25 protein-coding genes are annotated in these 26,911 nt (G+C 36.1%); 7 read left to right on the top strand and 18 right to left on the bottom strand.

What is annotated here, in order from left to right:
* Positions 1–17: 17 nt before the first annotated feature.
* The 10 genes from EPL02_RS09660 to EPL02_RS09615 form a co-directional block, all read right to left on the bottom strand.
* A complete protein-coding gene (locus EPL02_RS09660; protein ID WP_131887555.1) occupies positions 18–2,090 on the bottom strand; it encodes an alkaline phosphatase family protein in 2,073 nt (690 codons plus the stop codon).
* Between the two features lie 168 nt (positions 2,091–2,258).
* Complete coding sequence (locus tag EPL02_RS09655; RefSeq protein WP_131887554.1) at positions 2,259–3,632, bottom strand: O-antigen ligase family protein; 1,374 nt, start codon at positions 3,630–3,632, stop codon at positions 2,259–2,261.
* Between the two features lie 25 nt (positions 3,633–3,657).
* A complete protein-coding gene (gene murJ, locus EPL02_RS09650; RefSeq protein WP_131887553.1) occupies positions 3,658–5,163 on the bottom strand; it encodes a murein biosynthesis integral membrane protein MurJ in 1,506 nt (501 codons plus the stop codon).
* A gap of 27 nt (positions 5,164–5,190) precedes the next feature.
* On the bottom strand, positions 5,191–5,523 hold the full coding sequence (locus EPL02_RS09645) for an EamA family transporter (protein WP_094910976.1): 333 nt from the start codon (positions 5,521–5,523) through the stop codon (positions 5,191–5,193).
* Entirely contained in the window at positions 5,516–5,857 is a 342-nt protein-coding gene (locus tag EPL02_RS09640; RefSeq protein WP_247600547.1) for a DMT family transporter, read from the bottom strand. The genes EPL02_RS09645 and EPL02_RS09640 overlap by 8 nt, the downstream gene beginning before the upstream one ends.
* Positions 5,854–7,560 (bottom strand): DUF6020 family protein, encoded by a 1,707-nt coding sequence (locus tag EPL02_RS09635; protein WP_286175386.1) that lies wholly within the window; start codon positions 7,558–7,560, stop codon positions 5,854–5,856. The genes EPL02_RS09640 and EPL02_RS09635 overlap by 4 nt, the downstream gene beginning before the upstream one ends.
* A 5-nt stretch (positions 7,561–7,565) precedes the next feature.
* Positions 7,566–8,495, bottom strand: a complete 930-nt coding sequence (locus EPL02_RS09630) for a glycosyltransferase family 2 protein (protein WP_094910978.1) — start codon at positions 8,493–8,495, stop codon at positions 7,566–7,568.
* 2 nt (positions 8,496–8,497) lie between these two features.
* Complete coding sequence (locus EPL02_RS09625; protein ID WP_131887551.1) at positions 8,498–9,592, bottom strand: glycosyltransferase; 1,095 nt, start codon at positions 9,590–9,592, stop codon at positions 8,498–8,500.
* A gap of 260 nt (positions 9,593–9,852) precedes the next feature.
* Positions 9,853–10,641 (bottom strand): endonuclease/exonuclease/phosphatase family protein, encoded by a 789-nt coding sequence (locus EPL02_RS09620; RefSeq protein WP_131887550.1) that lies wholly within the window; start codon positions 10,639–10,641, stop codon positions 9,853–9,855.
* Between the two features lie 2 nt (positions 10,642–10,643).
* A complete protein-coding gene (locus tag EPL02_RS09615) occupies positions 10,644–12,281 on the bottom strand; it encodes a PTS transporter subunit IIBC (RefSeq protein WP_094910981.1) in 1,638 nt (545 codons plus the stop codon).
* A gap of 218 nt (positions 12,282–12,499) precedes the next feature.
* Here EPL02_RS09615 and pgmB point away from each other — a divergent pair, with 218 nt between their 5' ends.
* On the top strand, positions 12,500–13,165 hold the full coding sequence (gene pgmB / locus EPL02_RS09610; protein ID WP_094910982.1) for a beta-phosphoglucomutase: 666 nt from the start codon (positions 12,500–12,502) through the stop codon (positions 13,163–13,165).
* Positions 13,166–13,280: 115 nt separating this feature from the next.
* On the top strand, positions 13,281–14,144 hold the full coding sequence (locus EPL02_RS09605) for a Cof-type HAD-IIB family hydrolase (protein ID WP_094910983.1): 864 nt from the start codon (positions 13,281–13,283) through the stop codon (positions 14,142–14,144).
* Between the two features lie 23 nt (positions 14,145–14,167).
* Here the strand turns inward: EPL02_RS09605 and pdxK are convergent, their stop codons facing one another.
* From pdxK to EPL02_RS09590, 3 genes are all read right to left on the bottom strand, one after another.
* Positions 14,168–14,992: a pyridoxine/pyridoxal/pyridoxamine kinase gene (gene pdxK / locus EPL02_RS09600; protein WP_094910984.1), complete on the bottom strand. Its 825-nt coding sequence runs from the start codon at positions 14,990–14,992 to the stop codon at positions 14,168–14,170.
* Between the two features lie 240 nt (positions 14,993–15,232).
* Positions 15,233–16,366: an alanine dehydrogenase gene (ald, locus tag EPL02_RS09595; protein WP_094910985.1), complete on the bottom strand. Its 1,134-nt coding sequence runs from the start codon at positions 16,364–16,366 to the stop codon at positions 15,233–15,235.
* Between the two features lie 239 nt (positions 16,367–16,605).
* Positions 16,606–17,853, bottom strand: a complete 1,248-nt coding sequence (locus tag EPL02_RS09590) for a PucR family transcriptional regulator (RefSeq protein ID WP_094910986.1) — start codon at positions 17,851–17,853, stop codon at positions 16,606–16,608.
* A gap of 229 nt (positions 17,854–18,082) precedes the next feature.
* On the opposite strand from EPL02_RS09590, the gene EPL02_RS09585 reads away from it, so the two are divergent.
* Positions 18,083–19,492, top strand: coding sequence for an alanine/glycine:cation symporter family protein (locus EPL02_RS09585; protein ID WP_205687707.1), 1,410 nt, complete (start codon positions 18,083–18,085; stop codon positions 19,490–19,492).
* 180 nt (positions 19,493–19,672) lie between these two features.
* Positions 19,673–21,085, top strand: a complete 1,413-nt coding sequence (gene gndA / locus EPL02_RS09580; RefSeq protein ID WP_094910987.1) for an NADP-dependent phosphogluconate dehydrogenase — start codon at positions 19,673–19,675, stop codon at positions 21,083–21,085.
* Between the two features lie 111 nt (positions 21,086–21,196).
* On the opposite strand, the gene zwf is transcribed toward gndA, so the two are convergent.
* On the bottom strand, positions 21,197–22,699 hold the full coding sequence (gene zwf, locus EPL02_RS09575) for a glucose-6-phosphate dehydrogenase (RefSeq protein ID WP_094910988.1): 1,503 nt from the start codon (positions 22,697–22,699) through the stop codon (positions 21,197–21,199).
* Between the two features lie 204 nt (positions 22,700–22,903).
* Positions 22,904–23,350, bottom strand: coding sequence for a staygreen family protein (locus tag EPL02_RS09570; protein WP_094910989.1), 447 nt, complete (start codon positions 23,348–23,350; stop codon positions 22,904–22,906).
* Positions 23,351–23,534: 184 nt separating this feature from the next.
* On the opposite strand from EPL02_RS09570, the gene EPL02_RS09565 reads away from it, so the two are divergent.
* From EPL02_RS09565 to EPL02_RS09555, 3 genes are all read left to right on the top strand, one after another.
* The gene (locus EPL02_RS09565; RefSeq protein ID WP_094910990.1) at positions 23,535–24,215 is read left to right on the top strand and encodes a uracil-DNA glycosylase; all 681 of its coding nucleotides are present in this window, start codon (positions 23,535–23,537) and stop codon (positions 24,213–24,215) included.
* 101 nt (positions 24,216–24,316) lie between these two features.
* The gene (locus tag EPL02_RS09560) at positions 24,317–24,628 is read left to right on the top strand and encodes a YwdI family protein (RefSeq protein ID WP_094910991.1); all 312 of its coding nucleotides are present in this window, start codon (positions 24,317–24,319) and stop codon (positions 24,626–24,628) included.
* 15 nt (positions 24,629–24,643) lie between these two features.
* Positions 24,644–25,012 (top strand): DUF423 domain-containing protein, encoded by a 369-nt coding sequence (locus tag EPL02_RS09555; RefSeq protein WP_094910992.1) that lies wholly within the window; start codon positions 24,644–24,646, stop codon positions 25,010–25,012.
* Positions 25,013–25,047: 35 nt separating this feature from the next.
* Here the strand turns inward: EPL02_RS09555 and gerQ are convergent, their stop codons facing one another.
* The 3 genes from gerQ to hemQ all read right to left on the bottom strand — a co-directional run bounded on the left by gerQ (position 25,048) and on the right by hemQ (position 26,837).
* Positions 25,048–25,530, bottom strand: a complete 483-nt coding sequence (gene gerQ / locus EPL02_RS09550) for a spore coat protein GerQ (protein WP_094910993.1) — start codon at positions 25,528–25,530, stop codon at positions 25,048–25,050.
* Positions 25,531–25,557: 27 nt separating this feature from the next.
* Positions 25,558–25,980 carry a cell wall hydrolase gene (locus EPL02_RS09545; RefSeq protein ID WP_094910994.1) on the bottom strand — a complete coding sequence of 141 codons (423 nt, stop codon included), beginning with the start codon at positions 25,978–25,980 and terminating at the stop codon, positions 25,558–25,560.
* Positions 25,981–26,093: 113 nt separating this feature from the next.
* On the bottom strand, positions 26,094–26,837 hold the full coding sequence (hemQ, locus tag EPL02_RS09540) for a hydrogen peroxide-dependent heme synthase (protein WP_094910995.1): 744 nt from the start codon (positions 26,835–26,837) through the stop codon (positions 26,094–26,096).
* Between the last annotated feature and the right edge of the window lie 74 nt (positions 26,838–26,911).

Raw genomic sequence — 26,911 nt, 5'->3', positions numbered from 1 at the left:
AGATCAGAGACCTTTTTTTATTTATACAGCAACTCTTTTCCATATTGCTTTCCAGATAACGTATCAAACTCTAGAAGCTGGTATTGCTTCATGAATTGAATAGCGTCTCGTTTTAAAGAAGAAGTCTCGTGAACAACTTCTCCTTCATCATTTACATAAATTTGCTTACGAAAAGCTGGAATATGTTCTTTCATTTTTGATAAATAGCTATAAAATAGCGTTGGCTGATAGTTTAATTCATCTACAATCATCGGTGCAAAATACATAGGACTAATCGTTCCTAATTCTTGCTCCATGTTTAAATCAAAGTTCGCCATGAATAAGAGTGGTGTTTCATAAAATTCTTTTGATTTTTGAAATTCGTCTGTGTTGCCAAAGCCGCCTTCTATATAGCCTTGAAGATTTTTACCTAGAGCAGGTAAATGATCTCCCCAAAATACAACTAGAGTGGGTTCATCAAGTTTTTGTATTTCAGTTTCTAATTTTTTCAGAGCTTCATCGGACTGCTTAATACCTTCAGCATAAATTTCAATTTCGCTTTTTATTTCAGGAGATAAGTTGTCTCCTTCAACAGATATCGTTTTTTCGCCACTATACTTTGTAGTCGGATACGGAAGGTGATTTCCAATCGTCACGGCGTGAATAAACGCTGGTTTATCTGATTTCTTTAACGTATCTAAAACTTGATTAACAACTGAGTCGTCTGAAACAAATCCCTCGTTATCCTTTTCTGTAAAGTCCATTTCATCAATAAATAAACTTTTTTCAAATCCTAGATTTGGATAGACGTTTTGGCGCATGTACATAATACCATTATTTGGATGCATTGCTTCCGTGTAGTAGCCTAATTGATTTAGATAAGAAGCAAACGAAGGATATTCTTTTTTGCTCAAAATGTGTTGAAATGGTAAACCTCCAGGGTTAAATGTATCCATTGAATAGCTTGTCAGTGCTTCAAATTCTACATTAGCTGTTTCCCCACCAAATGCAGGGCTGAGCATGGACCCAGAAGGATACTTCTTCATTAGCTCTTTTGTATGCTCTAATGGATCGTGTGAAAAAGAAAGGTTTAGCTTGGTAGGATCCCAAAAAGATTCATTCATGATAAAGACAATGTTTGGCTTTTTGTCTGCTTTAGAATCACCATTGAATGGCTTTACTTCTTTTTTCATATTCTCGATAACGGTTGTGACGCGTTTTTCAGAGTAATCCTCAGGCTCTTCTAGAATATTTGTCTTGATGTTAGAAATCATGCCAATAACAGGGCCGTTGTAGTAATAATTATTTTGCTGATTCCACGGCATGATGGCTGAATATTTTTCATAGTACTTTGCCGCAAATGTATCTTCAAAAAACAGAAATGATTTGGAGATAAAAACAATTGGAACAATAAGTATAATACGAATTCTCCAATCAATTTTGAGCTTAGGTGAACGGAACCATAGAACAAGCAAGGCTATTAAGCCAATTACCACGAGTATGGTAGTTGAGAGCGAGATGGAATCTCGAATCATTGGTATAACATCTTTTAGTTGCGTAATTTGAATAAAATCATTAGGGAAGACTGGTTCGTTTCTAAAAATCTTTTTATAGTAATTCGTCAAGGAAAGAATAAAAAACAATAAAATTGAAATTCCACTACCGATATAGACTTCCCCTGCTAAAACAATAACTCCAAAAGTTAATAGAGAAAGAATAAAGGAGCTTAATAAGTAGCGGTCTGTATATTCTTGAATCCACTCAATTGATTTACCAGGTTGATGTAAATCAATATGATAGATAAGAAACAGAAGGGCACCTACTAAACCAATAAAGATTGCAAGTAAAAATGCAGAAGCAAGGTGATAAAGTTTGGATTCGGCAAACTTTGTAACTAGCTCTTTTTTGGCTAGCCCCCAAAAAGTTAGATAGCTTAATATTAAAGAAATAAAGCTAACAAGTACGATAAAAGATGCTGTGTGGATTTGCGCCCAATCAAAAGCGAGATTAAAGTCGCCTGTAGATAAAGTTATTGTTATCCCATATAAAAATATGGTTAGGAATAGGTAAAAGATAAAGGTAGGTAAAAACTGAATGATGCGTTGATACATAAAGCATTCCCCCAAAAAAATAATAGCTTTACAATCTTAACATAAATTTAATACTTTTGAAGGGAAAATGTTTTGGAAGGATAGATCAAAGGTAAATAACAAAAGACGGTTTTACCTGTAAAGGTTATAAAAAGCCGTTAAAGGATGGAGACCTCTAACGGCTTTAATTTAATCTAATGTATTTGATTTATAAAAGTGTATACAAGCAAGGTATGCCGCTGTTACAGCAAAATAAATAGTTACAGCGGGTGCCGTAAAGACGTGACCAGCAACAAACGCAATACCTAGCGCCAGTACAACAGATGTGCTATACATCATAAATGACTCATTCCAAAGCTGTGAAGGTTCGCTAATGAATCGTTTTACTACGTATAGAGCAATAATTAGAAGAGGTAAAATCCACAGGATAAACCCGATAATACCAAGTGAGAAGAAAAGGTCATAAAAGTCCATTTCAATCATCTTTGGTGGTTGTTCTTCTGTGTAATTCCCTGCATATCCCATTCCTAAAAGCTTACGAGCGATAGGAGCCTCTTTATACTGTTCCTTATGGTGAGCTAAAAAGTCTTCACGACTACTTAAGATTAAGTTTTCAATATCGCTATTGTCTAACTTTTGTCGCTTTTTCTTTTTCTTGTCAGTAGTACTTTCATCTTCAGGCTGTTGTGGCTGCTGTTCTTTCTTTTTATTTTCTAGTAAATCGATATGCGCATATGTGTTTGTAAAAGCAGGAGAAATAGGAGTTGTTACTCCAACTACTATTAATAAAAGAATCGAGATAATTAAATTAGACTTCACTGCGCGTTGCTTTGTTGCAAATAGTTTCATTACTAATACAACAAATGCAACACCTAACGATAAAATGACAGCTCCTAGCCCTACTTTTGTTCCAATCATAATTGAAGATATGGCAAGCAAGATAAATGGAATCCAAAAGTAAAATTGCTTTAAGGACTGCGTTTTCTTTAATCCAAATAAAAGTGTTAAAGGTAACAGTAGCGCAACGATTGCTCCAAGTTCGTTAGCAGCATAAAACCAGCCTTTGAATCCGGTTTTATTATATTGATAACTCTCTAGGGCTGTTCCTGTAAGCATGGTTACAATGAACACAATGCTGATAATAAGAGAAGCAATCAATAAGTTTTTGTTGAGAGCTTTTGAAACATTTACAGATTGGCGATACATTGTAAAGACTACAATAGCACCTAAGAGCGTTACGTTCATATAAACAACTTTATTAAAGAACTTTATTTCCTGAGCTAAGTAATAAGGATCTTTCCATTGACTGTTAAAGTAAATGTTAACACCCAGGAATAATGCAAAAACAATTAAATAGAGAATTGAATATTTGGCCCACTTGGACTTTTTAAAAAATATCAGTAAAATGATCCCCACAAATACCATATATAAGAACCGGATGATTACACCGATTGAAAGAGGACTTTCTACATTTAAAATCATATATGTTGTTAGCATATCAATAATTGGCTGTATTGAAATAAAACCAACAAACAGAAAAAATAACCAGTATGCGTTCTTCATATAGTAATCTCCTGTTTTAGTAAATTTAACGTTTTCGTTTGCGTAAAACCATCATAATTCCATCTACTTTAAATATAAACGTCGATATTAAGTATACTAAACCTCCCACTAAGCATACAACCGTAAATCGAACCAGAACATGTAAATTGTTTACAAACTGTATATCTTTTAGGATGTACATAGCGATCATAACGGGGATGCTAGCTACTAAAATTTTTGTGGTTTCCGTTAGTAAATAGCGGAAGTGGAAACCATTTATAAGACGGTTTAGCATAATGAATACAATGGCAGTATAGAAAAAACCTACAACAGACATTGAAAGTGCAAGACCTTGGTAACCTAAAAATTGCGTAAATGTTAGGTTGAAAATGATATTCAGCAGGATTGATAGTAGCCCGATGCGCATAATAACATGACCTTTTCCTAATGAATAAAAACCTTTTGCTAAAATTGCTTGTAGTGAATAAAAGAATACGGATCCAAAGTAATAATAGGATGCATCAGTGGTTTTTAAAGTAGAATTAGCGTCAAATGCACCGCGTTCATAAGCAATTTGAACAATATCTTTCATATAAAAGCTCATAATGACAAGTGTTGGAACAAGTAACATCAACATAAATGTTAACCCTTTTTCGATACCTGTTTTGAAACGTTCTTCATTTTTATCGTTAAGAGCTTTTACAATCAGTGGGTAGATAATTGTCGCAACGGTAACACCAAAGATGGCTTGAGGAATACTAACAAGTCGAAACGCATAGTTCAAGTAAGAAATAACACCTTCTCCAAATGCCCCTGCAAAAAAGAAATTGACTGTTAAATTGATCTGTCCCACCATAATGGTAACCCCAACAGGTATAAAGACTTTATAGAAGATTTTAACTTCTTCTCTATCTATCTTCTGCTTCCATAGCAGCAAGTTTTTTGGTTTAAAGTACACAACTTTAATGAGAAACGAAGCAAAAGTCCCTAATAGATACCCTAATGCAATTGCGTATCCACCCATTACACCCTGAAGTAAAATGGTGCTTAAGATGGTAAACAACACAACAACTGTTTGAGAGAATACGGAGAAGGAATATTGACTGTTAGCATCAAATACACCTTCGTATACCGCGTTTACCCCTACCAAAGAAAGAGACAAAAAATATAAAATCGCGGTATAGATACCAATATCAATCGCTGCTTTAGAAAAGTTAGGGTAACTAGCAGGAAAGTAAAAGAATGCTGCTATTGATCCTATAATAGAAATGGCTAAGCAAATGAAAAACGTAGATTTTACGATGTTTGTAAGATGAGATTTCCCTTTTCCTTCTTTCTCATAGCTCAAGTAGCTGGGGATAAAAGCATCTTTCATTCCCGTAAGCATAAATAAAATAAATGCATTGGGAATAATCATCGCTGCGTTATATGCATCTACGATATAGCTTGTACCGAAGAAGTTAGCGATTACTAAATCTCGAATCATACTGGAAAACTTTAAAAATAATGTTGAAACAAGTAATAAAATACTTGCAATCTTTAAGCTTTTCATAAATTCAAACTCCTGCCTTTTTGCTGTTTAGCTATTAGCAATAATAAAACAACCAATAATGATAAGAGCACATCCAATCATTTGTTTGACAGTTACTTTTTCTTTTAACAAAAAGTAGCCAAATAATAGTGTCCATACATAAGTAATAGATGTTAACGGAAAAACAACCGAGTAGGGTAACAATGTTAAAACATATACGTTTAAAAGTGCTGATATTCCGTAGAACGAGCCTCCACCTATCAAATAGATAATAGCCATTTTCTTATTTTTAGCGCTCAAAGCTGTAGAAATCTGTTTGAAAAAGACAGCTCCAACGGAACCTAGAAGAGTCATAATGAGTAAAATCGGTATACTAATCATCGTGGCCACCTACCAATAGAACCCCAATAATAATAACTGCTGTACCAATCACTTTTATAAAGCTAACAGCTTCATTTAATAAAAAGAAGCCTAGTGCAATACTAATGACATATCCTAAGCTTAAGAAGGGATGAAGGAGCGAAACTCTTTCATATTTAAACGCTAAAATCATAAAAATAGCTCCACAACCGTAGAGTAAGAAGCCAATAATTAACATAATGTTGAATGAACCGTTGGACAACTTCCAAAGAAGCTGTCCAATGGCTGTAAACATTGAGGCAATAATAATTAAGAAAATGCCTAATTTTCTATTGTATTGTACGTTATTTGTCAAAGTTGACCCCTCTCTTCTTCACCTTTTCTAACAAAAGCTAATCCGACAAAGAAGAAGCTGACAAATACGCTTGCTAGTAAGTAGCGAAAGTCTTGTGCAGGTAACGCTGCTAGTACTGATAGCGTATTTAATAGCCATGGAAATAAAACAATGGAAGACGTGATTCCTTTTCTTGCAATGAAGAAAAGAGAAAACAGTAAGATAACGCAGTGATAAAAAGCAGGCTTCCATAAGAAAAATAAAGAAGGACTTTTAAAGACTTCCAAATATGCTTTTGCTGTGTTTGTAATCAACGGTGAAACTACGGTATTTTCAAGTCCAAATTTATTTCCGTAATATACGTTTGTTACATACGTGTCGGTATAGCCATCTTCAAAGGGTGTTGTTTGCCATACTAATGCCGTTTGTTTTAGAAATCCTTCCATTGCTAGATAAGGATTCTTCATAACAATACTGATGTAATTTTTGAAATATAAACCAAGGTCTTGAAAAATAAATTCCCGGTCGTAATATTCCCACGTGAATTTAATGGGATCACTTTTATATGGATTGTATTTTTCTTTCCAAAGTTCAATTGGGAGAACGTTGTTAAAGTATTCACGCTCAGCTTTAGACATCTCCCCATCATTAACAATAATATTAGCAATTTGTTGCGTCGGAATCGATAGCGCTTCGTTGGGATCCGAAGGTTTAACATCTAACCAGTTAAAGACAGGACCTGTGATAATTTTTTGTAAAATAAAAATGACTAAAAATAAAGGAACCAAACGCTTCCAGTATTTTCTGAACAATACGATTAAACATAAGAATGTAATGATAAAAACAGGAAATCCATTATGTCTAAAAAAGGCTACACCGAATGATGATAAAAGCAGCATAAAGATTCCATATTTAGACTGAATAAATGCTCCGTTTGATAAATACACTCTTGCGATATTTACCGTGAAAAATAGCAAAAACGCGCTGTATAGAATGTCTTTCCAGATAATAATGGAAAAGATTAAAAAGCTTGGTATTAATAATACAAGTAATGTTAGAATTCCTAAAACAATAGGTGGAACTTGCTTTTTAATGAGAAAGTGAAACGTGTATACATAAATACTAGACACGACTAGGATTTGAACAATCGTAATCATTCCAGGGTGATCCCATATTTGAGTTAGTATCATAATTAACCAAGTAATCATAATCGGATGCCAGTCATTAAATTCACGAGTGTGTGCTTGTTCCCACTGAGCCAGAGAATCAGGCGTCATTCCACCTGGGAAAAAGGCTAGCCAATAAAAGGCGCTCATACCTAAAATACAAATTCCGATAATCCATTTATATTTTTTTGAATAACTGACAGACGAATCTGGATTAAAATGTGCTTTAAAGGTTGTTACACAAGCAATTACAAATCCCAGTGCAATCACCCATCTTCCAAGAATATAAAGAATAAAGCTGAAGATAGTGGATGCTGTCATATGCAAGTTACTTAATAAAGAAAACTGTATGATAAAGCTAACTGCTACGATTAGGAGCCATTGTATTGATGTAAATGAAGCATAAGCTCTATTTTTATAAATAAAAATAGAGCTTATGCCTACTAATACTAACAACATGAAAACAGAGGGAAAACTTATTCCGTCAGGGGCTCCAATAAAAATACCTATCAGTGCAAAAGCAGTCGCTATTAAATAAAGAATAGGTTTTTTATTCACGGTGATTACTCCCTTATTTGTTCAATCTTCTTATTTAATTCTAGTTCATATTGCTTTCGGTTTAACGATGCAATTGTATCTAGGATAAGTCCAGAAACAAACGATAGTACACCAAGCAGGATTAAGCCCGTTGCTAGGATTGATGAAGGAACCTTTGTAATAAAGCCTGTTTTGAAAAATTCATAAATAACAGGTGTTCCTACCGCTAATCCAGCTACTAAGAATAGTAGAGTCCAAAGTGAGAAAAACTGTAACGGCTTGTACTCCTTGAATAGAGTAAAAATCATTTTAAGTACTTTGTATCCATCAGAGAAGGTGTTAAGCTTTGATTCACTACCTTCTGGACGGTCACGATAATCGATTGGAATTTCTTTTAAGCGGAAGCGCTTGTCCAGAGCATGTAAGCTCATTTCTGTCTCAATTTCAAAACCAGGACTCATAACAGGAATAGACTTCACAAACAGCTTGTCGTAAGCTCGGTAACCTGTCATGATATCCGTGATGTTGCTTTTATATAGATTATTAATCAGTGAGCGAACTAGGTTATTTCCAAAGTTATGGAATGGACGTTTATTTTCTTCAAAATACGTACCGTTTGAAAGGCGGTCACCAATCGTCATATTTGCTTCTTTGTTTCTGATAGGTTCAATGAGCTGATGAACAAACTCAGCTGGGTAAGTGTCATCACCATCAACCATTACATAACAATCAGCATCTATATCTTGGAACATCGATCGAACCACGTTCCCTTTTCCTTGCTTTAATTCTTTCTTAACAATAGCCCCGTGAGCAAGTGCAATTTCACTCGTTTTGTCTTTTGAATTGTTATCATAGACGTAAATATCAGCTTCGGGTAACTCTTTTTTAAAGTCATCAATTACTTTTCCAATTGTTACTTCTTCATTGTAACAAGGAATTAAAACTGCGATTTTCATCCTTACACCTCATTAAAGAAAATTGTTGGTAGTTGCTGAGAAATCTCATCTACACTGTATAATTTGGCTGTGTTCACAGCATGTAACGACATGTTTTCTTTCTGTTCTGCAGATGATTCCATGAACAGGCGCAATTTCTCCTTTAGCTCTCCTGCTTGACCAGGTTCAAAGAAAAGACCGTTTTTTCCATCTATAATGTAGTCTTTAAGTCCGCCGATACGGCTACCAATTACAGGAGCACCACAGGCCATTGCTTCTAAGCCAACTAGACCTAGGCTTTCTCCTTTCCGAATCGTCGGAAACACAAATGCATCAATGACATTATAAACATGGGCTAAAGAGGATTGTGGAAGCAAAGGAAAGTGAATAATTTTATCTTCTAAATTTAATTCTTGAACCATTTGCTTAAATTTTGGTTCATCCTTTCCACTACCAACATAAATGTATTTATAATCCGTAGGGTGTTCAGCTTCTAACTGGGCAATGGCTTGTAGATAAAATTCCCAACCTTTACCGACATCAATACGGCTTACACACCCAATATAACGTTGTTTTTCACTTAAATTTAACTCTTTATAAGCCTTTTCTTTAGTAGAAAATGAATAAAATAATTTAAAATTAACGCCTCCGCTAGGAAATACGTAAATAGGCGTTGTAACTCCATATTTCTCCTGAACTAATTCTTTGTAGTAAGGAGATGGAGTGATAATTTTATGCGAACGATGTAACAGCTCTTTAACCCTTGGCTGAAATTTTTCTTGTGAAGGCACTTCAGGAACGACGTCTGAACCGTGAACGTTTGTTACAATCTTCACACGTTTATTTAACTTTTTTAAAATAAGCAGGGGTAGAGCATTATGAGAAGCATAATGCACGTAAAGATAGTCATACTTCTTTGTTAGTCCACTTGCTATTATTTTTAAATAATGCGAAGCATATCCAACTAGCTTTCCAAATTTGCCTGTTCGCTTCGTCATGATAGCTTTGTCTACTGAAAAACCATTATCAAGTAATATTTGCTCAGTATTTTTGACAAACACACCATAGCTAGGGAAATCTTTAGATGGATACATATTAGAAATGAGCAAAATTTTCATTTTGATTCTGCACCTATCTTCTTTTGATTTTGTATTTTTACTACGTTGATACATGAATTAAATGTTAGATAAGTAAATAAAAGGAATATTAATTCTTGTATTAACAACAACACATTATAGCATATTTATATTTTTAAATGTCAAAGTATTATACAAACAGCAAAGATTTAATCAAGGTTCATGTTATTATCATGTGCATTAACCATAATTCCATGTGAAAAGCTGCTGAAGTCTAGACTCCAACAGCTTTTTTAACTTGACTATGTTAATATGACTTCTACGCCAAAGTGATCTGAAACAACAGGTTTATTGTTGCCATTAAAAATAACTTGAGATTGGGCTACTTTGAAAGGATCGCTCGTTAGGATTAAATCAATACGAAGCTTTTCTTTATTTTCATCCCAGCCTGCAATTTTACCTTCAACCGTAACACCTTCATCTTTTTTTAGAGCCAGGTCATAGGTATCATATAAAGGATGCTTTTTCATGTAATCGTATCCTTCGTTTCGAATAAAAGCATTATTGTTAAAGTCACCTAACAAGAAAAAGGGATGATCTTTTTTTACGGAAGTCCACAGAGAGTCAAACTGGTCTTTAAACGGTTCTTTATCATCTTCCCACCAGCCTAGATGACAGGAGTAAAATGATAGCAGTTCGTCTTTATAAGAAATTGTTGCTCCGACTACTCTTCTTGTTTTCCAATCATTCACATCAGATGTTTTTGAAATGAAGAAAGAATGTTCTTCAACAATAGGGTGTTTTGTCAAAATCGCTAAACCTTCTTCGTACACTTCGTATCCCATGTGAGCAATATCCCAAACAAGCTCATAATCATGAACACCTAATTTTTTTAATTCCTGCAATAGGACGTATCCATAATTATCCACTTTAATGTGATCGTCTACGTAAGCAGCTTCAATGTGCTGGCTAACTTCTTGTAGAGCAATTACATCATATTCTTTTTCTTTAATTACAGAAGCTAGACAAGAAATCTTGTCTAGCTGATTTTCTTCTTGCCAAGAATGGCAATTTAAAGTGAGTAGCTTCATGTTCACGCTCCTAATAAGTCTTGGATATCGGATTTAAGAACATCAGCTTTTGGACCATAAATGGCTTGCACCCCTTTGTCTTTTACGATTAAGCCTAGAGCGCCATTTTGTTTCCATTCTGCTTCAGTAGCTACAGAGCTAGTATCTTTTACCGTTACGCGAAGGCGAGTCATACAAGCATCAACATCTTCAATGTTTTGTTGACCACCTAATAATTCAATAATAACAGGTGCTAGAGAATCACTTTTTACGTTTGAAGTGCCGCTAGTTGAAGCTTCATCTTCAATGTAGTTTCCGTTACGTCCCGGAGTAGGGAAGTTGAAACGTTTAATCATAAAGTTTGCTACTGCAAAGTTTAATCCAAAGAATACAAGACATGCGATAATAAAGTTCACTAAATCTAACCATAATCCAGCTTTCACAATCATTGGCGTACGTGTAATCAATTCAATAACACCGAATGCGTGAACACGCACATCAATAATATCAACAATGGCAAATGCCATACCTGTCATGATTGCGTATACAACATAAAGAACTGGAGCAGCAAACATGAACATAAATTCGATTGGCTCTGTAACACCAGTTAAGAATACAGCTAGTGCAGCAGAGAAGAACATTGATTTATACTTTCTGCGTTTATCTGCATCAACGTTGCGGTACATTGCAAAAGCAATACCAATTAACGCAGCACAAGATAGAATCATTTGACCAACTTTAAAGCGAGCTGGCGTTACTTCATTTAATAATTGTTGATAGCTAGCTGTGTCACCAGCTGCTAGGAAGTTGTTTAAGTCAGCAATCCAAGCTAACCATAATGGATCTTGACCAGCTACTGTTGAGCCAGCGCCAGAACCTGTTAAAATTTGATACGTTCCACCAAGTTCAGTGTAGTTGATTGGAACCGTTAACATATGATGTAAACCAAAAGGTAATAAAAGACGTTCTAATGCACCAAAAACAAATGGAGCTAAGATTGGCGCTGTGTCACGAGATGTTGCGATCCACTGCCCAAAGCTGTTTAAAGCACCTTGGATGAATGGCCATACAATCGATAAGATAATTGCTGTAACAATTGATCCACCAATTACGACAAATGGTACAAAGCGTTTACCATTAAAGAATGATAAAGCTTCAGGTAACTTATCGTAGTTGTAATACTTGTTAAATAAGTTGGCTCCAAGGAAACCAGCGATAATACCAACAAATACTCCCATGTTTAAAGCAGGAGAACCTAAGATAGATGTAAAGTAATCTTTTACGATAAGTTCTTGTCCAAATAAAGAAGTAATTTTTGCTTCTGGGTCAGCTAACATATCTGCATTAACCCCAAAAATTGCACCAGTAATACGGTTAATTAATACAAAGGCAATCAGCGCAGCAAATGCTCCACCAGCACGTTCTTTTGCCCAAGATCCCCCGATAGCTACAGCGAACAAGATATGGAGGTTTGTGATAATACCCCAACCTATGTCTTCCATAACTCGGGCAATCGTTTGCACAAGTGCCATTTCTCCACCAGTCATACCAACTAGCTTTCCAAGTGAAATCATAATACCTGCAGCTGGCATAACAGCTACAACGACTAATAATGCTTTACCAAACTTCTGCCAAAAATCAAATGAAAAGAATTTCTTCATGACTATTTCCCCTCCCCATTGTATGGGCTTTCAGTATATTGTGTGCGTTTACAGTTATTTTATAGCTGAAACGAATATAAACAGTGCAACCGTTTGCATAAGCTTATTTTAATAAAAGGGCTTTCATAATGCAATACTTTTTTAAAAATAAAAGTAGGAAATTTATTTCAATAATCGATATGATAAAAAAATACATAGTTAAAAAGGGGAGATTTCATATGCAAGTACAGTTTGAAGCGCTTATTTTTGACTTAGATGGTGTAATTGTTGATACAATAAACTTCTACTACCAAGCAAATAAAATGATTGCTGATGAGGCAAATGTTTATTTTACACAAGAATGGAATCAACAAATGCAGGGAATTAGCCGCTATGAGACAGTTAAGCAAATTGTAAGACAAAGTGACAAGGTTTATTCGGAAGAAGAGATACATGCATTAGCAGAAAAGAAAAACCATCATTATCAAGCATTAATTGAAACGTTAGATGAAAAGGCAATCTTACCTGGCATTTTTCAGTTGATAAAAGAAGCAAAAGCAGCTGAAATCAAGCTTGCAATCGCATCTTCTAGTTCAAACGCGATGTATGTATTGGAAAAAATCGGATTGCGGTCTTATTTTGATAAGGTTGTAACCAGTAGAGACGTAAAGCGTGGGAAGCCAAATCCAGAAATTTTTTTAACAGCAGCAAAAGCAATCGGTATCCATTCTAGAAACTGTGTTGCGATTGAGGACGGAATTGCAGGCTTAACCGCCATTAAGCAAACTGATATGTTTTCCATAGGAGTAGGGTTACACGAAGGAATGGAACAAGCAGATTGGCAAGTGTCTTCTACTCATGAACTAACGTTTGAGAGTGTAAACAAGAAGTTTGTAAACCGTTAATTGATTGAATGTAACGTCATCTATACAAATACTTATTATATTGTTTACATAGAAGTCAAAGACTAGGTAATAAAACATGTTAACCTAAAAATAAAACACAGCAGGGGGAATCAGAATGATTAAATGTGTTGCCACTGATATGGATGGAACATTAGTAAATAGTGAACAACAAATTAGTATAGAGAACAGCGAAGCAATTAAAGCTGCACAGCGTGAAGGTGTGGAAGTTATCGTAGCAACTGGGCGTTCATATGAGGAAGCTTCTTATGTATTAAAAGAAGCTGGTATCGAGACGTTCCTTATTTGTACAAACGGGGCAGAGGTTAGAAATAAAAAAGGTGAGAAGCTAGAAGCTTTTGGAATGACCCTTGATAAAATTAAAGCTGTTGAAGCAATTTTTAACAAGCATGAGCTGTACTTTGAAGTTTATACAAGTGATGGCACATACTCCAATGACTATGATAAAGCACTTTCTGTTGTAATGGATATCTATATGAGTGCTAGCTTAAAAAATCAGTATGATGAATTGCTAAAAGCAGCAAAAAAACGATTTGAAGAAGGAAAAGTAAAATTAATTGATGCGTATGAACCACTATTTCAAGATTCAAGTATCTTAATTTATAAAATGTTGGCTTTTTCATTCGATGATGAGAAGTTAAAACGTGCACGTGAAGAACTAAAATCATTTCATGGCATTGCTGTAAGCTCTTCAGGTAAAGAAAACATTGAAGTGAATAGTGAAGAAGCTCAAAAGGGAATTGCATTAGAGAAATTTGTGAAAAGTCGAGGTATCTCTTTACAAGAGACAATGGCAATCGGGGATAACTATAATGATCTTTCGATGTTTCATAAAGTAGGAATGGCCGTTGCAATGGGCAATGCACCCGAAGAAATAAAGCGTCATGCTCATGTCGTGACAAAAACAAACGATGAACACGGTGTAGCTGAAGCAATTCAAAGCATATTCAAGCCCGTATAAAAAAAGCACGCTTACGCGTGCTTTTAATTTGTTATTAACTCGTTTTTACGGCGATAAGCGCCATGATTTGTTGGCCCTACGTATTGATTTAATGGGAAAGAGTGGCGAATTGCTTCGGTAATAAATTCTTTAGCTGTATAAATAGCTGATTTCACATCATTCCCTTTAGCTAATTCCGCCGTAATTGCTGCAGAATATGTGCAGCCAGCTCCATGAGTAAAAGTCGTTTGAATTAGTTCAGACTCTAACAGTTCGAACGTTTCACCGTCGTATAGAACATCTACAGCCTTATCATGATTTAATTTACTTCCACCTTTAACTAATACAAACTGTGCACCTAAACTATGGATTTCTTTCGCAGCTTTTTTCATTTCTTCAATTGTCTTAATTGATCCAATGCCGCTTAATTGTCCTGCCTCAAATAAGTTTGGAGTAACAACCGTTGCTCTTGGTACTAATACATCGCGTAGACTAACTGCTGTTTCTGGGTGTAGTACTTCATCTTCTCCTTTACAAACCATAACAGGATCAATTACTACATTTTTAAGAGCATGCTCATCAATAGTCTTTGCTGCTAGCTCAATAATTTCGACTGAGCCAAGCATACCTGTTTTAAGAGCTTGCACACCTACCCCTTTTACAATGGTATCTAACTGCTTCTCGACAGTTGATGTTTCCTGTGGAAAAACATTATGTGACCAGCCGTTTTCTGGATCCATCGTGACAATTGTAGTAAGAGCAGTCATGCCATAAACACCTAACTCTTGAAATGTTTTTAAATCCGCTTGGATGCCTGCACCACCACTAGTATCTGAACCAGCAATTGTAAGCACTTTATTCATACTCATGGAAAATCCTCCTTCGATCTAAGCTACTTATTTTCTTTTATTCTAGCGCTTTTATAGTAGAGATTCAATTTACAAAATTAAACTTTTTGAATCAAAAATAACTATTCAATGAAAGATAATAATGTTTTACTAATATATAATTTTTGAAAAAATAGCGAAGTGTGAGAGACGAGGGATGTTTTCTTTGAATAATTTGTTATAAACAACAAAGGTCTCTCTAGATAGAGAGACCTTAATTTATTAAATAGAAGTTAACTCTTTGTTTAAGGCAACTTCAACTGGTACATAATCATAGTCTAGGTCGCGTGCCACTGCTTCATATGTGATTGCGCCATTTGCTACGTTTACACCTAATTTAAGTGCAGGGTTTTCTTGAATTGCTTTATAAGCACCTTTGGATGCAATTTGTAAAGCGTATGGTACAGTTACATTTGTAAGAGCAATTGTAGATGTACGAGGTACTGCACCTGGCATATTAGCAACAGCATAGTGAACTACACCGTGCTTTTCGTACGTTGGTTGATCATGAGTGGTGATATGATCTACTGTTTCTACAATACCACCTTGGTCAATTGCTACGTCAACAATCACAGACCCTGGTTTCATTGTTTGTACCATTTCTTCTGTTACAAGTTTAGGTGCTTTTGCACCTGGAATTAACACAGCACCAATTAATAAGTCCGCTTGAGCAACAGCATCGGCGATGTTATAAGGGTTTGAAACCAGCGTATTGATTTGATTGCCGAAAATATCGTCTAATTGGCGAAGACGTTCAGGGCTTAGGTCAATGATTGTTACATCTGCACCAAGTCCGATTGCTAACTTAGCAGCATTTGTTCCAACAACACCGCCGCCGATAATCGTTACTTTGCCACGACTCACTCCAGGTACGCCAGCTAATAGAATACCTTTACCACCGTTTGATTTTTGTAGGAATTGAGCACCGATTTGAGAAGCCATGCGTCCTGCTACTTCACTCATTGGTGTTAATAACGGTAACGTTCTGTTTACTGCAACTGTTTCATATGCGATAGCTGTGACACCTTTATCTTTAAGCGCTTGTGCTAAAGCAGGCTCCGCAGCTAAGTGTAAATAAGTAAATAAAATTAAACCTGGGCGGAAATAATCATATTCGCTAGGTAGAGGCTCTTTTACTTTCATGACCATTTCAGCTTGAGCCCAAACGTCAGCAGCTAATTCAATGATTTCTGCTCCAGCTTTCATGTAGTCTTCATTCGTAAATCCACTTCCGATTCCTGCTTCAGCTTCTACTAAGACGCGATGACCTGTACCAACAAATGATGCTACTCCTGCAGGCGTAATCGCTACACGGTTTTCGTTGTTTTTAATCTCTTTTGGTACACCAATAATCATAATATGTTTCCTCCCTTAAAATAGACGAAATCTTATTTCTAGGTACAGTATATAAAAAACTTTTTTCTTTTTCTTTGTTAGGAAAAAAGAAATCAATCATATTATTTTGTAAAAATACACAAATGGAAGCGGTTACTATTTAGATTTTTCTGATTATTTGTTAGGTGTTCTGACATAGTTTGAGTCTTTTGGTCTATCTGAAGAAAAGAGCCATTCTTCAGGAAGAATGGCTCTGTTACTTAATTTGATGGAGGATTTTTATACTTTTGTAATTTAATATCTAAATAAAGCGTAATTTTTTGGTTTGTATCCTTTAAGTTAATATCACCAATCTCTGAAATGCGCTTTAAACGATAACTTAAAGTATTAATGTGAACATTTAATACTTTAGCAGCATCGTTAATGTTATTATCCGAATCTAAAAATACTTCGAGTGTTTCCACTAAGTTACTGTTGTGGCGCAAATCGTACTCGTTTAATTTAGCCAATGAGTAATTTTCAAAGCGATCTTGCGTTCTTTTTTCTAGCAGCACGTCTAAAAATTGATAGATACCTAATTCTTGATAGCCCGCGATATGAGCTGTTTCTTTTGGGAACTTTTTCTTAATGTCCAATACGTTTAGTGCTTCATTGTAGCTTTTGGCGATGTGGTCATAAGAAGAATACATGCTGCTAAAGCTAGATTCAATTTGCTCAATTGAGAATCGTTCCTCCATTGTATCTTTAAAGAATGTTACAAACTCATGCTGATCTTTTAATGGAGCTAAAATTGAATCTAAAGAAAGGAACAAAATTAGATCATTGCAGTCAATTGTATATAGAATAATTTTCAAACGGTGCATGGTTTTTAATAAATAAGAAATTTGACGTTCAGCTTCTGGTGTAATATCTTCCTGAAATCGAAATACTGCAATCGAAAAAGACGTAGGTGGAGTAATTTGCGCATCATAAAAAGCTTGCGTAATATCTTCTTTTGACTCCATGTGTCCTGTGAGTAGCTTCCAAAAAAACTCTTGTGAGCGTTCCTCACGCTTGTACTTGCGAATTTGAAGCTGAAGTAATTTATTGCGAAGTACCGTAGCGGCTTTCTTTAATAGAAGTAACTCTTCTTCATTTAAGGCCTTATCGACTTCTACAGCCCAAATAAAACCTAGCACCTCTTCGTTTTTCCAAATTGAAATAGCTACGCGATTTCCCAATCCAATTTCATTGATATTTTCGACGCGAATAGGGTCATCTGTTTTTAATAATTGAGGAATGATCCCTTCTTTCCACAAGTTATTAATTACTTTCTCTGGTACACGTCGGCCAATTATTGTTGCGATACGGGCTTGATCTGTCCGTTCGTCATGCGTACTATATGCCAAAAGACGGTGGTTAGAATCTTCAATAGTAATTGGGCATTGTAAAACTTCACTAATACGGTCTGCAAACTCTTCAAGCGTGTCAAAGTTTTCCTTAAATGGATCTCGAATCGGTTTGTTCATATTAAATCCCTCTTTAATAAAAATAATTACATATTGATTTATCATAAATCTTTTGATAATCTTTTGACTATTGATTAAAAACATTTTGTGAAAATAGACAAAAACAAATTAGTCTTTTTAATGATTTTAACAAAAAAACTTGTCTAAGAAAATGTTAAAATTATATCAGGGAATCATTTATTAGAGCTTATTTAGAATGTAAGCGCTAACAGATGGGGAGGAAACATCAATGGACATTCTAGATATTTTAGGGAAAATCAATGGAGTTCTTTGGGGAACACCTAGCTTAATTCTTTTATTTGGGACAGGCTTATTTTTAACCTTTGCATTAAGAGGCCTACAGTTCCGTAAGTTGATGTATGCGTTCAAATTAGGATTTACAAAAGAAAAGGAAGAAGATGCAAAGGCTGAAGGTGATGTAAGTAACTTTAAAGCTTTGATGACAGCTTTAGCTGCAACAATTGGTAACGGTAATATTGCTGGTGTAGCAACAGCCATCACGCTAGGTGGACCAGGGGCAATCTTCTGGATGTGGATTGTAGGGTTACTGGGAATGGCTACAAAGTATGCTGAAGCCTTATTAGCAATGAAATTCCGTGTGAAAAATGATAAAGGTGAATATTCAGGTGGTCCGATGTATTATGTCGAAAGAGGGTTAGGACCAAAGTTTAAAATTTTAGCTATCGCATTTGCTCTTTTTGGAGCCTTTGCCGCATTAGGTATCGGAAACAGCGTTCAGTCTAATACAATTGCAAGCGTTGTAGACGAAAGTTTTGGGATTAGTGGCATTATAACAGGGATTGTATTAGCTGTTTTAACAACTTTAATTATCTTTGGTGGTATTCAGCGTATTAGTACAGTGGCAGGGGTTTTTGTACCGCTGATGGCTTTACTATACATTGCTGGTTCACTATTAATTATTTTCTTAAATGTTGATAAAATTATTCCATCATTTGCATTGATTTTCGAATATGCATTTTCACCAGTAGCTGCAACAAGTGGATTTGTTGGGATTGCGGTTTCTGAAGCAATTCGTAGCGGAGTATCACGTGGAATCTTCTCAAATGAAGCAGGTTTAGGAACGGCTGCTTTAATTGCAGGGAATGCTCGTTCAGATCATCCGGTTAAACAAGCCCTTGTGGCGATGACAGGTACATTTATTGTTACTATCGTTGTTTGTACAATGACAGGTTTAGTACTAATTATTACAGGGTTCTGGGACCCAACAGGAGGAGCTATCTCTGGTGTGGCGCACAACGCTAACTTAGATGGAGGAGCCTTAACTTCAGCAGCCTTTGCCGCATCTTTAGGCAAAATTGGGGAATATATTGTTGCATTTTCTGTTATTTTCTTCGGATTCTCAACAATTGTAGGTTGGTATGTATACGGAGAAAAATGTTTTGAATATTTATTTGGCACAAAAGCAACAGGTCTTTATCGTGCAATTTATGTAGCGGCTTGTGGCCTTGGGGCAGTAGCAAACTTAACGGTTGTTTGGGCATTTGCAGATATGGCGAATGCACTGATGATGATTCCAAACTTAATTGCTCTTGTGTTGTTATATAAAGTTGTTGTTCATGAAACAAATGATTATTTTGAAAATCATTACAAAGTAGCAACAATGAAAAAAGCAAGCTGATATCAAAAAAGCGTCTGCATAAGCAGGCGCTTTCGTTTTTTTTTAAATAAAACCGTGGTACTATACAGATATGTATAATACATGATATGAAGGTTGCTGCTTCTAGCTTGAATGTTTTTGTGTGGTTCAGTTAAGATTAAAGTGACTAATTCATATTAAAAAACGAAGGGAAGAGAGAACATGACAAAGCAGCAAATTGGTGTTATTGGCTTAGCGGTTATGGGAAAAAACCTTGCGCTAAACATTGAAAGCAGAGGCTATTCAGTATCTGTTTACAACCGTTCACCGGAGAAAACAGAAGAGTTTTTAAAATCCGAGGCAGAAGGTAAAAACTTTGTTGGTACATACAGTGTCGAAGAGTTTGTTAATTCTCTTGAAAAACCACGTAAAATTTTATTAATGGTTAAAGCTGGTGCAGCAACAGATGCAACAATTGATTCGTTAAAACCATACCTTGAAAAAGGCGATATTTTAATTGACGGTGGTAACACATTCTTCCAAGATACAATTCGTCGAAATAAAGAATTAGAAGAGCTTGGTATTAACTTTGTTGGTACAGGCGTTTCAGGCGGAGAAGAAGGCGCATTAAAAGGTCCTTCAATCATGCCTGGTGGTCAAAAAGAAGCTTATAAGCTAGTAGAGCCAATCTTAAAGTCTATCTCTGCTAAAGTAGAAGGAGATGACTGCTGCACATACATCGGACCAAATGGTGCAGGGCACTATGTAAAAATGGTTCATAACGGAATTGAATATGGCGATATGCAGCTGATTTCTGAAGCGTACTTCATTATGAAAAACGTTTTAGGTTTAGAAGCAGATGAATTACACGAGGTATTTGCTGAGTGGAACAAAGGAGAATTAGATAGCTACCTTATCGAAATTACAGCTGATATCTTTACAAAGAAAGATGACGAGACAGGCAAGCCGCTTGTTGACGTGATCTTAGATACAGCAGGACAAAAAGGTACTGGTAAATGGACAAGCCAAAGCTCATTAGACTTAGGTGTGCCTCTACCAATTATCACAGAGTCTGTATTTGCCCGTTTTATTTCAGCAATGAAAGAAGAGCGTGTAAAAGCAAGCAAAGTATTAAGTGGTCCAGAAACAACTTCTTATGAAGGCGATAAAACAGAGCTAATCGAAGCAATTCGAAAAGCGCTATATATGAGTAAAATTTGTTCATACGCACAAGGATTCGCTCAAATGAAAGCTGCGTCTGAAGAGTATGATTGGAATCTACAATATGGCGATATTGCGATGATCTTCCGCGGTGGTTGCATCATTCGTGCACAATTCCTACAAAAGATTAAAGAAGCATACGATCGTGATGCAGACTTAACAAACTTATTGTTAGATCCGTATTTCAAAGATATCGTAGAAGGATATCAATCTGCGCTTCGTGAAGTGATTTCAATCGCAGTTAAACAAGGTATTCCAGTACCAAGTTTCTCAAGCGCGTTAGCTTACTATGACAGCTACCGTACAGAAACACTTCCAGCCAACCTTTTACAAGCACAACGCGACTACTTTGGAGCTCATACGTACCAACGTATTGACAAAGAAGGCGTATTCCACACAGAGTGGTTAAAATAAAAATAATGAATAAGAAAGCGGGTTGCTTTTGACAGCAACCCGCTTTTTCTATTCGACAAAGCATTTGTCGAATAAAAACGCAGCGAATATTTCGCTGCGTTTTTGCTTTCATTATTTATTGTTTGAGAAGTTGCCTTCCCCAACAGGCCACCACTGGAAGCCTTCTTCAGCAAGAAGAGCATCCGATGCTTTTGGTCCCATTGAACCTGATTCATAGTTCGGGAAGTCTGTTGCTTTATTTTGCTCCCAAGCTTCTGAGATAGTATCAACAAATTTCCATGATAGAGCAACTTCATCCCAGTGTGTAAAGTTTGTCGCATCTCCAAGCATGCAATCGTAAATTAAGCGTTCATAAGCTTCTGGCGTATTCATCTTATCTCCGCAGTTATTGCAGTAGTTAAGGTTAATTGGCGTAGAAGCTGTTGCTCCTGGTGTTTTACGCGCATTTAAATGAAGAGTAATCCCTTCTTCTGGTTGAATATGAATAACAAGTAGGTTAGGATGAATATCCTTACCACGATTGAAGTATAAGTTCATTGGTAAATCTTTAAACTGAACAACAATAGTTGTTGCTTTTTCTTTCATGCGTTTACCTGTACGAATATAAATTGGTACACCAGCCCATCTAAAGTTGTCAATCATTAGTTTACCTGAAACAAACGTTGCAGTATTAGACTCTTCATCCACAGAATTTTCTTCACGGTAGCCAATTACTTCGTTTTCTTCCACAATCCCTTTTCCGTACTGGCCGCGTACAAAGTATTGATCTACCTCATCCGTTGACATTGAACGAAGCGCACGTAATACTTTTACTTTTTCGCTACGAATTTCTTCTGGTGTAAGTTTAATTGGTGGCTCCATAGCTAATAGAGCAACCATTTGTAAAATATGGTTTTGAACCATGTCGCGTAGTGCACCTGAAGATTCATAATAGCGTCCACGATCTTCTACACCAAGCGTTTCACTTGATGTAATTTGGATGTTTGAAATATATTGGTTGTTCCAAAGAGGCTCAAATAGCGCATTTGCAAAGCGAATTACTTCAATGTTTTGAACCATTTCTTTTCCAAGGTAGTGGTCAATACGATAAATTTGATCTTCAGAGAAAGCGTGACGAATTTGCTCGTTAAGCTCTTTAGCAGATTCATAATCGTGACCAAATGGCTTTTCAATTACAAGGCGGCTCCAACCTTCAGTAGCTGTTAAACCTTCATTTTTTAAATTAGACGCAATTGTTCCAAAGAATTCTGGGGCCATTGCTAAATAGAAAATACGGTTTCCAGGAACATTGTATTGTGTATCAAGCTCTTCCGTTAATGTTTTTAACTCTTGATATGATTCTACGTTTGTAACATCAAATGGCTGGTAGTAGAAGTGTGAAGCAAACGTATCAATATCAGCGTCTTCTGTTTGCAGATTACCAACAGACTTTTTAACGTTTTCACGTAACTCTTCGTTTGTCCATGGTCTTCTGGCTACTCCAACAACTGCAAAATCTTCGGATAGTTTATTTTCTCTATATAAGCGGAAAATAGATGGAAATAGTTTACGTTTTGCTAAATCACCTGTAGCTCCAAAAATTACAATAATTGATTTTGGCTGTTCATTTGTCATTGCTTCTAGACCCTCTCTTTATCAAAATTACGTTTAGTTTAAGCTAATATATCTAATATAAAATTGTAACGATTTATAAATGGTAAAGCAAATCTATATGATTTGTAGTTATTATTCCATGTTTTGCATGAGTTTAAAAGTATTTTGTTTGGTAAATGAAAAAAGCTACGCCAATTAAACGGCAGTAGCAATGTTTTGAAAGCGCTATTTGTATTGATATAATGCACCTAATGATTTTTTACGATCTAAAAAAGAATGGGCAGAGTCAATATATAAAAAAATAGGACAATGTTCTAGCAGAGGATGCCTTTGAAAGAATGCTTTTTCAGAATGATATAGGGTATTTAAATAAAGCGGCAAAATTTCTAAAAGATGCATATAACGCTCTAGTGCTGTATCTTCTGAAATAGTATGGTCAATATAAAAATAAAGTGACAGTGAGTAGAATCCTTTATTGAATAAAAAAGAAGCCAAGCATTCGTTACGACTTTTACTAATATGATCATAGGCAAATTCTAAACCGACGTAAATGGACGGTATTGACGATTGATGAGATGGGAAAATGGTATATTTTCGAGGAATCATCGGTTCGGTAGGTGTAATTCCTAATCCGTATGTGACATCCACTTGGCGGGGACTAGCAATTATCATATAAACCCCTCCTTAATAGGAAAAGATGCACTCTTTATAGTGTATACAAAAGCAACTTGAACATGACTTTAACTGGAGAAATATGGTGATTATAATGTGTTATTCACTGAAAGCATGCAGTTTAGGTACAATAACAAAAGAATGAAGAATTACATAATGACTAAATATGAAAGGGATGAACGATATGTCTATTTTAAAAAATGATTGGAATGAGTTATTAAAGGCGGAATTCGAAAAGGAATATTATATTCAACTGAGGCAGTTTCTTGTGAATGAATATAATAGCGAAACTATATATCCTGACCGATATGATATTTTTAACGCTCTACATTATACTCCTTACAAGGATGTTAAAGTTTTATTATTGGGTCAAGACCCTTATCATGGACCTGGTCAAGCTCACGGGTTAAGCTTTTCCGTTCAGCCTGGAGTAAAAACTCCACCTTCACTTGTAAACATTTATAAAGAATTACATCAGGAGCTAGGATGTGAAATTCCTAATAATGGATACTTGACTAAATGGGCTAAGCAAGGGGTATTGCTTTTAAATACGGTATTAACTGTTCGACGCAGCCAGCCGAACTCCCATAAAGGACAAGGTTGGGAGATTTTCACAGACCGTATTATTGAACTGGTTGCTCAAAAAGAGGAGCCCGTGGTTTTTTTACTTTGGGGTAAGCATGCGCAAGCCAAGAAAAGCTTGATTACGGGAAAACATCATTTAATTTTAGAAAGTCCTCATCCAAGTCCATTTTCTGCAAATCGTGGATTCTTTGGTAATAATCATTTTCTCTTAACAAATAATTTTTTACAAGAAAATGATTGTACACCAATTGACTGGCAAATTGATAACATCAAATCGTGAACATTTAGCGAACTACAATTGAATCATCGCTCAACTTATGAATTTTTGATAAACTATAAACAGATTAGATTCGCAATAGGCAAAGTAAAAGAGGTGAAATGATGGAAATAAAGTTAGAACAGCTATTAGATAAAATGAGTGCGGAGTTAGCAAAAGCGAAACAAGAAGCGCATCATTCTGCTCGCGTGAGGGATCAATTAATCGCAATTAAAACATTATGTGAACTGGCATTAGCTGACGGAAATTCATCTTCTTCAGTCAAATCAACAGCTCCATCAAGCGTTGTCATGCCTTCACAAATTCAAGCTCAGCCTTCGATGCAACAACAAATCATTCAATCATCTAGGCAAAATTTTGAAGGGGAAAAGCTTGCTTCAGACGATGCTAACGGAGATAGCTTATTTGATTTTTAAAAAAGGGGTAGGAACATGAAAATCTTTGTTATTTTAGGTGCTATCAATGCAGCTTTAGCTGTTGCTTTAGGTGCATTCGGAGCTCATGGATTAGAAGGCAAGATATCGGAAAAATATTTAGAAGTATGGAAAACAGGTGTTCAATATCATATGTTCCATGCTATCGGCTTATTTGTAGTCGCTTTCTTACTTGCAAAGGCTCCTCAGTCAACGTTGTTGTCAACGTCAGGTTGGTTGATGATGGGTGGTATTGTATTATTTTCAGGTAGCTTATATGTTTTAAGTACGTCTGGAATCAAGGTATTAGGAGCTATCACACCTTTAGGCGGGGTAGCATTCATCACAGCTTGGGTATTAATTGTTATTGCAGCGTTGAAATGGTGAAAAAAGGCCTCTAGCTTAAAGCTAGAGGCCTTTTTTTAACGAGGTGAGTAATTGCTTAATGGTGGTCCGCCACCATTAAAGGGATAGGTATACTGAATTTCCTCATCGAACGTAATGTAATCTAAGTAAACCATTAATAGTAAGTAACGCTTCCCTGTTTGTGGGTCGCTTAAGATTAAGTGGTCACGCCCAGCAGCTTCAATGATACCTTTGAAGACTTTAGCATTCCATTGATTATTATTTTCAAATGTCATGTAAACCGTTGCAATTTTTCCGCGATTTAAACGCAAAATGTTTTCAATATATGACTCTTCTATTGGTAGCTGGCCAGGGTCTTGAGGAGCACCGGAACCTCCCGATGGAATTTGAGGCGGCATTTGTCCCGATGGACTTTGTTGCTGACCTCCACCACCTCCTTGTTGCTGTTGATAAGGCGTATAGTAAGGATAGTTATAGCTCATATATGGGTTTTGCATATAAGGCTGGGTCTGATTTTGGTTACCTTTTGGTTTTTTCATAGTACCCTCCTTTAATTCTACATGTATTTAGTAAACACTCGGACAATCCGCTTGAGTTGGTGCAAAAAAGCAATGAGACTTGAACCTTCCAGTGTTTGGTTGGTTATACCATGTAGCGGGACAGTTGCCACCTGGTTTAAAAAACCATAAAGAATTTGTAGCTGGTGAAAATCTTTCTCCTCTTAATACACGGCGAGCTAAATCAATATCTGCTTGCCGTGCACGCTGATAAAAATATCCTTTTTGCGTGGCTTCAAAACCTCCAGGGCTTTGGAAGACCATCTGTCTGATGGTTCGAATATCTTTAAAGTCTAAACAAGAAGCTCTTGCTCGGTTCACACCCACGTTACCTACAAGAAGCATTCCTTGTTTTCCTTCACCTTCAGCTTCAGCTCGCAGGAGTCTGGCTAGAAGCTTAACATCTTCTTCGGTGTGCGCGACAACCGCCATTTCCTCACCTCGCTTACCTGTGACGCTATTGTATGTATATGAATAAAAAGAGAGAATATGACCATTAAAAGGGCATAAAAAATGCTTCCCCTTATAAGAGAGGAAGCATAGGATTAGACTGAAAGAAAGTGATTGAATCGATCGACTTCAAGTAAGTTCCCAACGAAGAAACTACCAAACTCTCCATAGCGTGCACTTACTTCATCAAATCTCATTTCATATACGAGTTTTTTAAATTGTAATACGTCATCAGCGAATAACGTAACGCCCCATTCATAGTCATCAAAGCCAACAGAGCCTGTAATAATTTGCTTCACTTTACCTGCATATTGACGGCCAATCATACCGTGACTGCGCATTAAGCTACGGCGCTCTTCCATCGGCAACATGTACCAGTTGTCGTCACCTTGACGACGCTTATCCATTGGATAGAAGCAAACATACTTCGATTTTGGAAGAGTTGGGTATAAGCGTGCACGAATGTGCGGATTTTCATATGGATCTTCACCTGCTGGTAAGTAGTTACTTAACTCAACAACAGATACATATGAATAAGCTGGGACAGTGAATTCTGCTAGCTTTGTTTTATTGAATTCATTTTCAATTTCATTTAGTTCTTCCATCGTTGGACGTACAAGCATGATCATAAAATCTGCTTTTTGACCGACAATACTATATAGTGCATGACTTCCTTCAGCTGCATTTTCCGTACTTGTCCACTTTTCTGTTAAGGCTAAAAATTCATGAATAGCGGTTTCGCGTTCTTCGTTTGATAGCTGTTTCCATGCTGTCCAATTGATTGTTCGAAAATCATGAAGAGCGTACCATCCATCCAGTGTTTGAGCTGCTTCTGCCATATTCTTTCACTCCTAAACTACAGTATAATGACTTCTAGTTTTACTATATCATAGTTTATCCGAATGCTTGGATT

The sequence above is a fragment of the Bacillus sp. CBEL-1 genome, from assembly GCF_004348885.1.
Taxonomy (GTDB): Bacteria; Bacillota; Bacilli; order Bacillales; family Bacillaceae_H; genus Priestia; species Priestia aryabhattai_A.
This window is presented reverse-complemented; position numbering and strand designations above follow the sequence as displayed.

Excerpts from the sequence above, each read along its gene's own strand:
- EPL02_RS09660 (WP_131887555.1), bottom strand. The coding sequence starts at position 2,090 with ATGTATCAACGCATCATTCAGTTTTTACCTACCTTTATCTTTTACCTA.
- EPL02_RS09655 (WP_131887554.1), bottom strand. The coding sequence starts at position 3,632 with ATGAAGAACGCATACTGGTTATTTTTTCTGTTTGTTGGTTTTATTTCA.
- murJ (WP_131887553.1), bottom strand. The coding sequence starts at position 5,163 with ATGAAAAGCTTAAAGATTGCAAGTATTTTATTACTTGTTTCAACATTA.
- EPL02_RS09645 (WP_094910976.1), bottom strand. The coding sequence starts at position 5,523 with ATGATTAGTATACCGATTTTACTCATTATGACTCTTCTAGGTTCCGTT.
- EPL02_RS09630 (WP_094910978.1), bottom strand. The coding sequence starts at position 8,495 with ATGAAAATCGCAGTTTTAATTCCTTGTTACAATGAAGAAGTAACAATT.
- EPL02_RS09625 (WP_131887551.1), bottom strand. The coding sequence starts at position 9,592 with ATGAAAATTTTGCTCATTTCTAATATGTATCCATCTAAAGATTTCCCT.
- EPL02_RS09620 (WP_131887550.1), bottom strand. The coding sequence starts at position 10,641 with ATGAAGCTACTCACTTTAAATTGCCATTCTTGGCAAGAAGAAAATCAG.
- EPL02_RS09615 (WP_094910981.1), bottom strand. The coding sequence starts at position 12,281 with ATGAAGAAATTCTTTTCATTTGATTTTTGGCAGAAGTTTGGTAAAGCA.
- pgmB (WP_094910982.1), top strand. The coding sequence starts at position 12,500 with ATGCAAGTACAGTTTGAAGCGCTTATTTTTGACTTAGATGGTGTAATT.
- EPL02_RS09605 (WP_094910983.1), top strand. The coding sequence starts at position 13,281 with ATGATTAAATGTGTTGCCACTGATATGGATGGAACATTAGTAAATAGT.
- pdxK (WP_094910984.1), bottom strand. The coding sequence starts at position 14,992 with ATGAGTATGAATAAAGTGCTTACAATTGCTGGTTCAGATACTAGTGGT.
- ald (WP_094910985.1), bottom strand. The coding sequence starts at position 16,366 with ATGATTATTGGTGTACCAAAAGAGATTAAAAACAACGAAAACCGTGTA.
- EPL02_RS09590 (WP_094910986.1), bottom strand. The coding sequence starts at position 17,853 with ATGAACAAACCGATTCGAGATCCATTTAAGGAAAACTTTGACACGCTT.
- EPL02_RS09585 (WP_205687707.1), top strand. The coding sequence starts at position 18,083 with ATGGACATTCTAGATATTTTAGGGAAAATCAATGGAGTTCTTTGGGGA.
- gndA (WP_094910987.1), top strand. The coding sequence starts at position 19,673 with ATGACAAAGCAGCAAATTGGTGTTATTGGCTTAGCGGTTATGGGAAAA.
- zwf (WP_094910988.1), bottom strand. The coding sequence starts at position 22,699 with ATGACAAATGAACAGCCAAAATCAATTATTGTAATTTTTGGAGCTACA.
- EPL02_RS09570 (WP_094910989.1), bottom strand. The coding sequence starts at position 23,350 with ATGATAATTGCTAGTCCCCGCCAAGTGGATGTCACATACGGATTAGGA.
- EPL02_RS09565 (WP_094910990.1), top strand. The coding sequence starts at position 23,535 with ATGTCTATTTTAAAAAATGATTGGAATGAGTTATTAAAGGCGGAATTC.
- EPL02_RS09560 (WP_094910991.1), top strand. The coding sequence starts at position 24,317 with ATGGAAATAAAGTTAGAACAGCTATTAGATAAAATGAGTGCGGAGTTA.
- EPL02_RS09555 (WP_094910992.1), top strand. The coding sequence starts at position 24,644 with ATGAAAATCTTTGTTATTTTAGGTGCTATCAATGCAGCTTTAGCTGTT.
- gerQ (WP_094910993.1), bottom strand. The coding sequence starts at position 25,530 with ATGAAAAAACCAAAAGGTAACCAAAATCAGACCCAGCCTTATATGCAA.
- EPL02_RS09545 (WP_094910994.1), bottom strand. The coding sequence starts at position 25,980 with ATGGCGGTTGTCGCGCACACCGAAGAAGATGTTAAGCTTCTAGCCAGA.
- hemQ (WP_094910995.1), bottom strand. The coding sequence starts at position 26,837 with ATGGCAGAAGCAGCTCAAACACTGGATGGATGGTACGCTCTTCATGAT.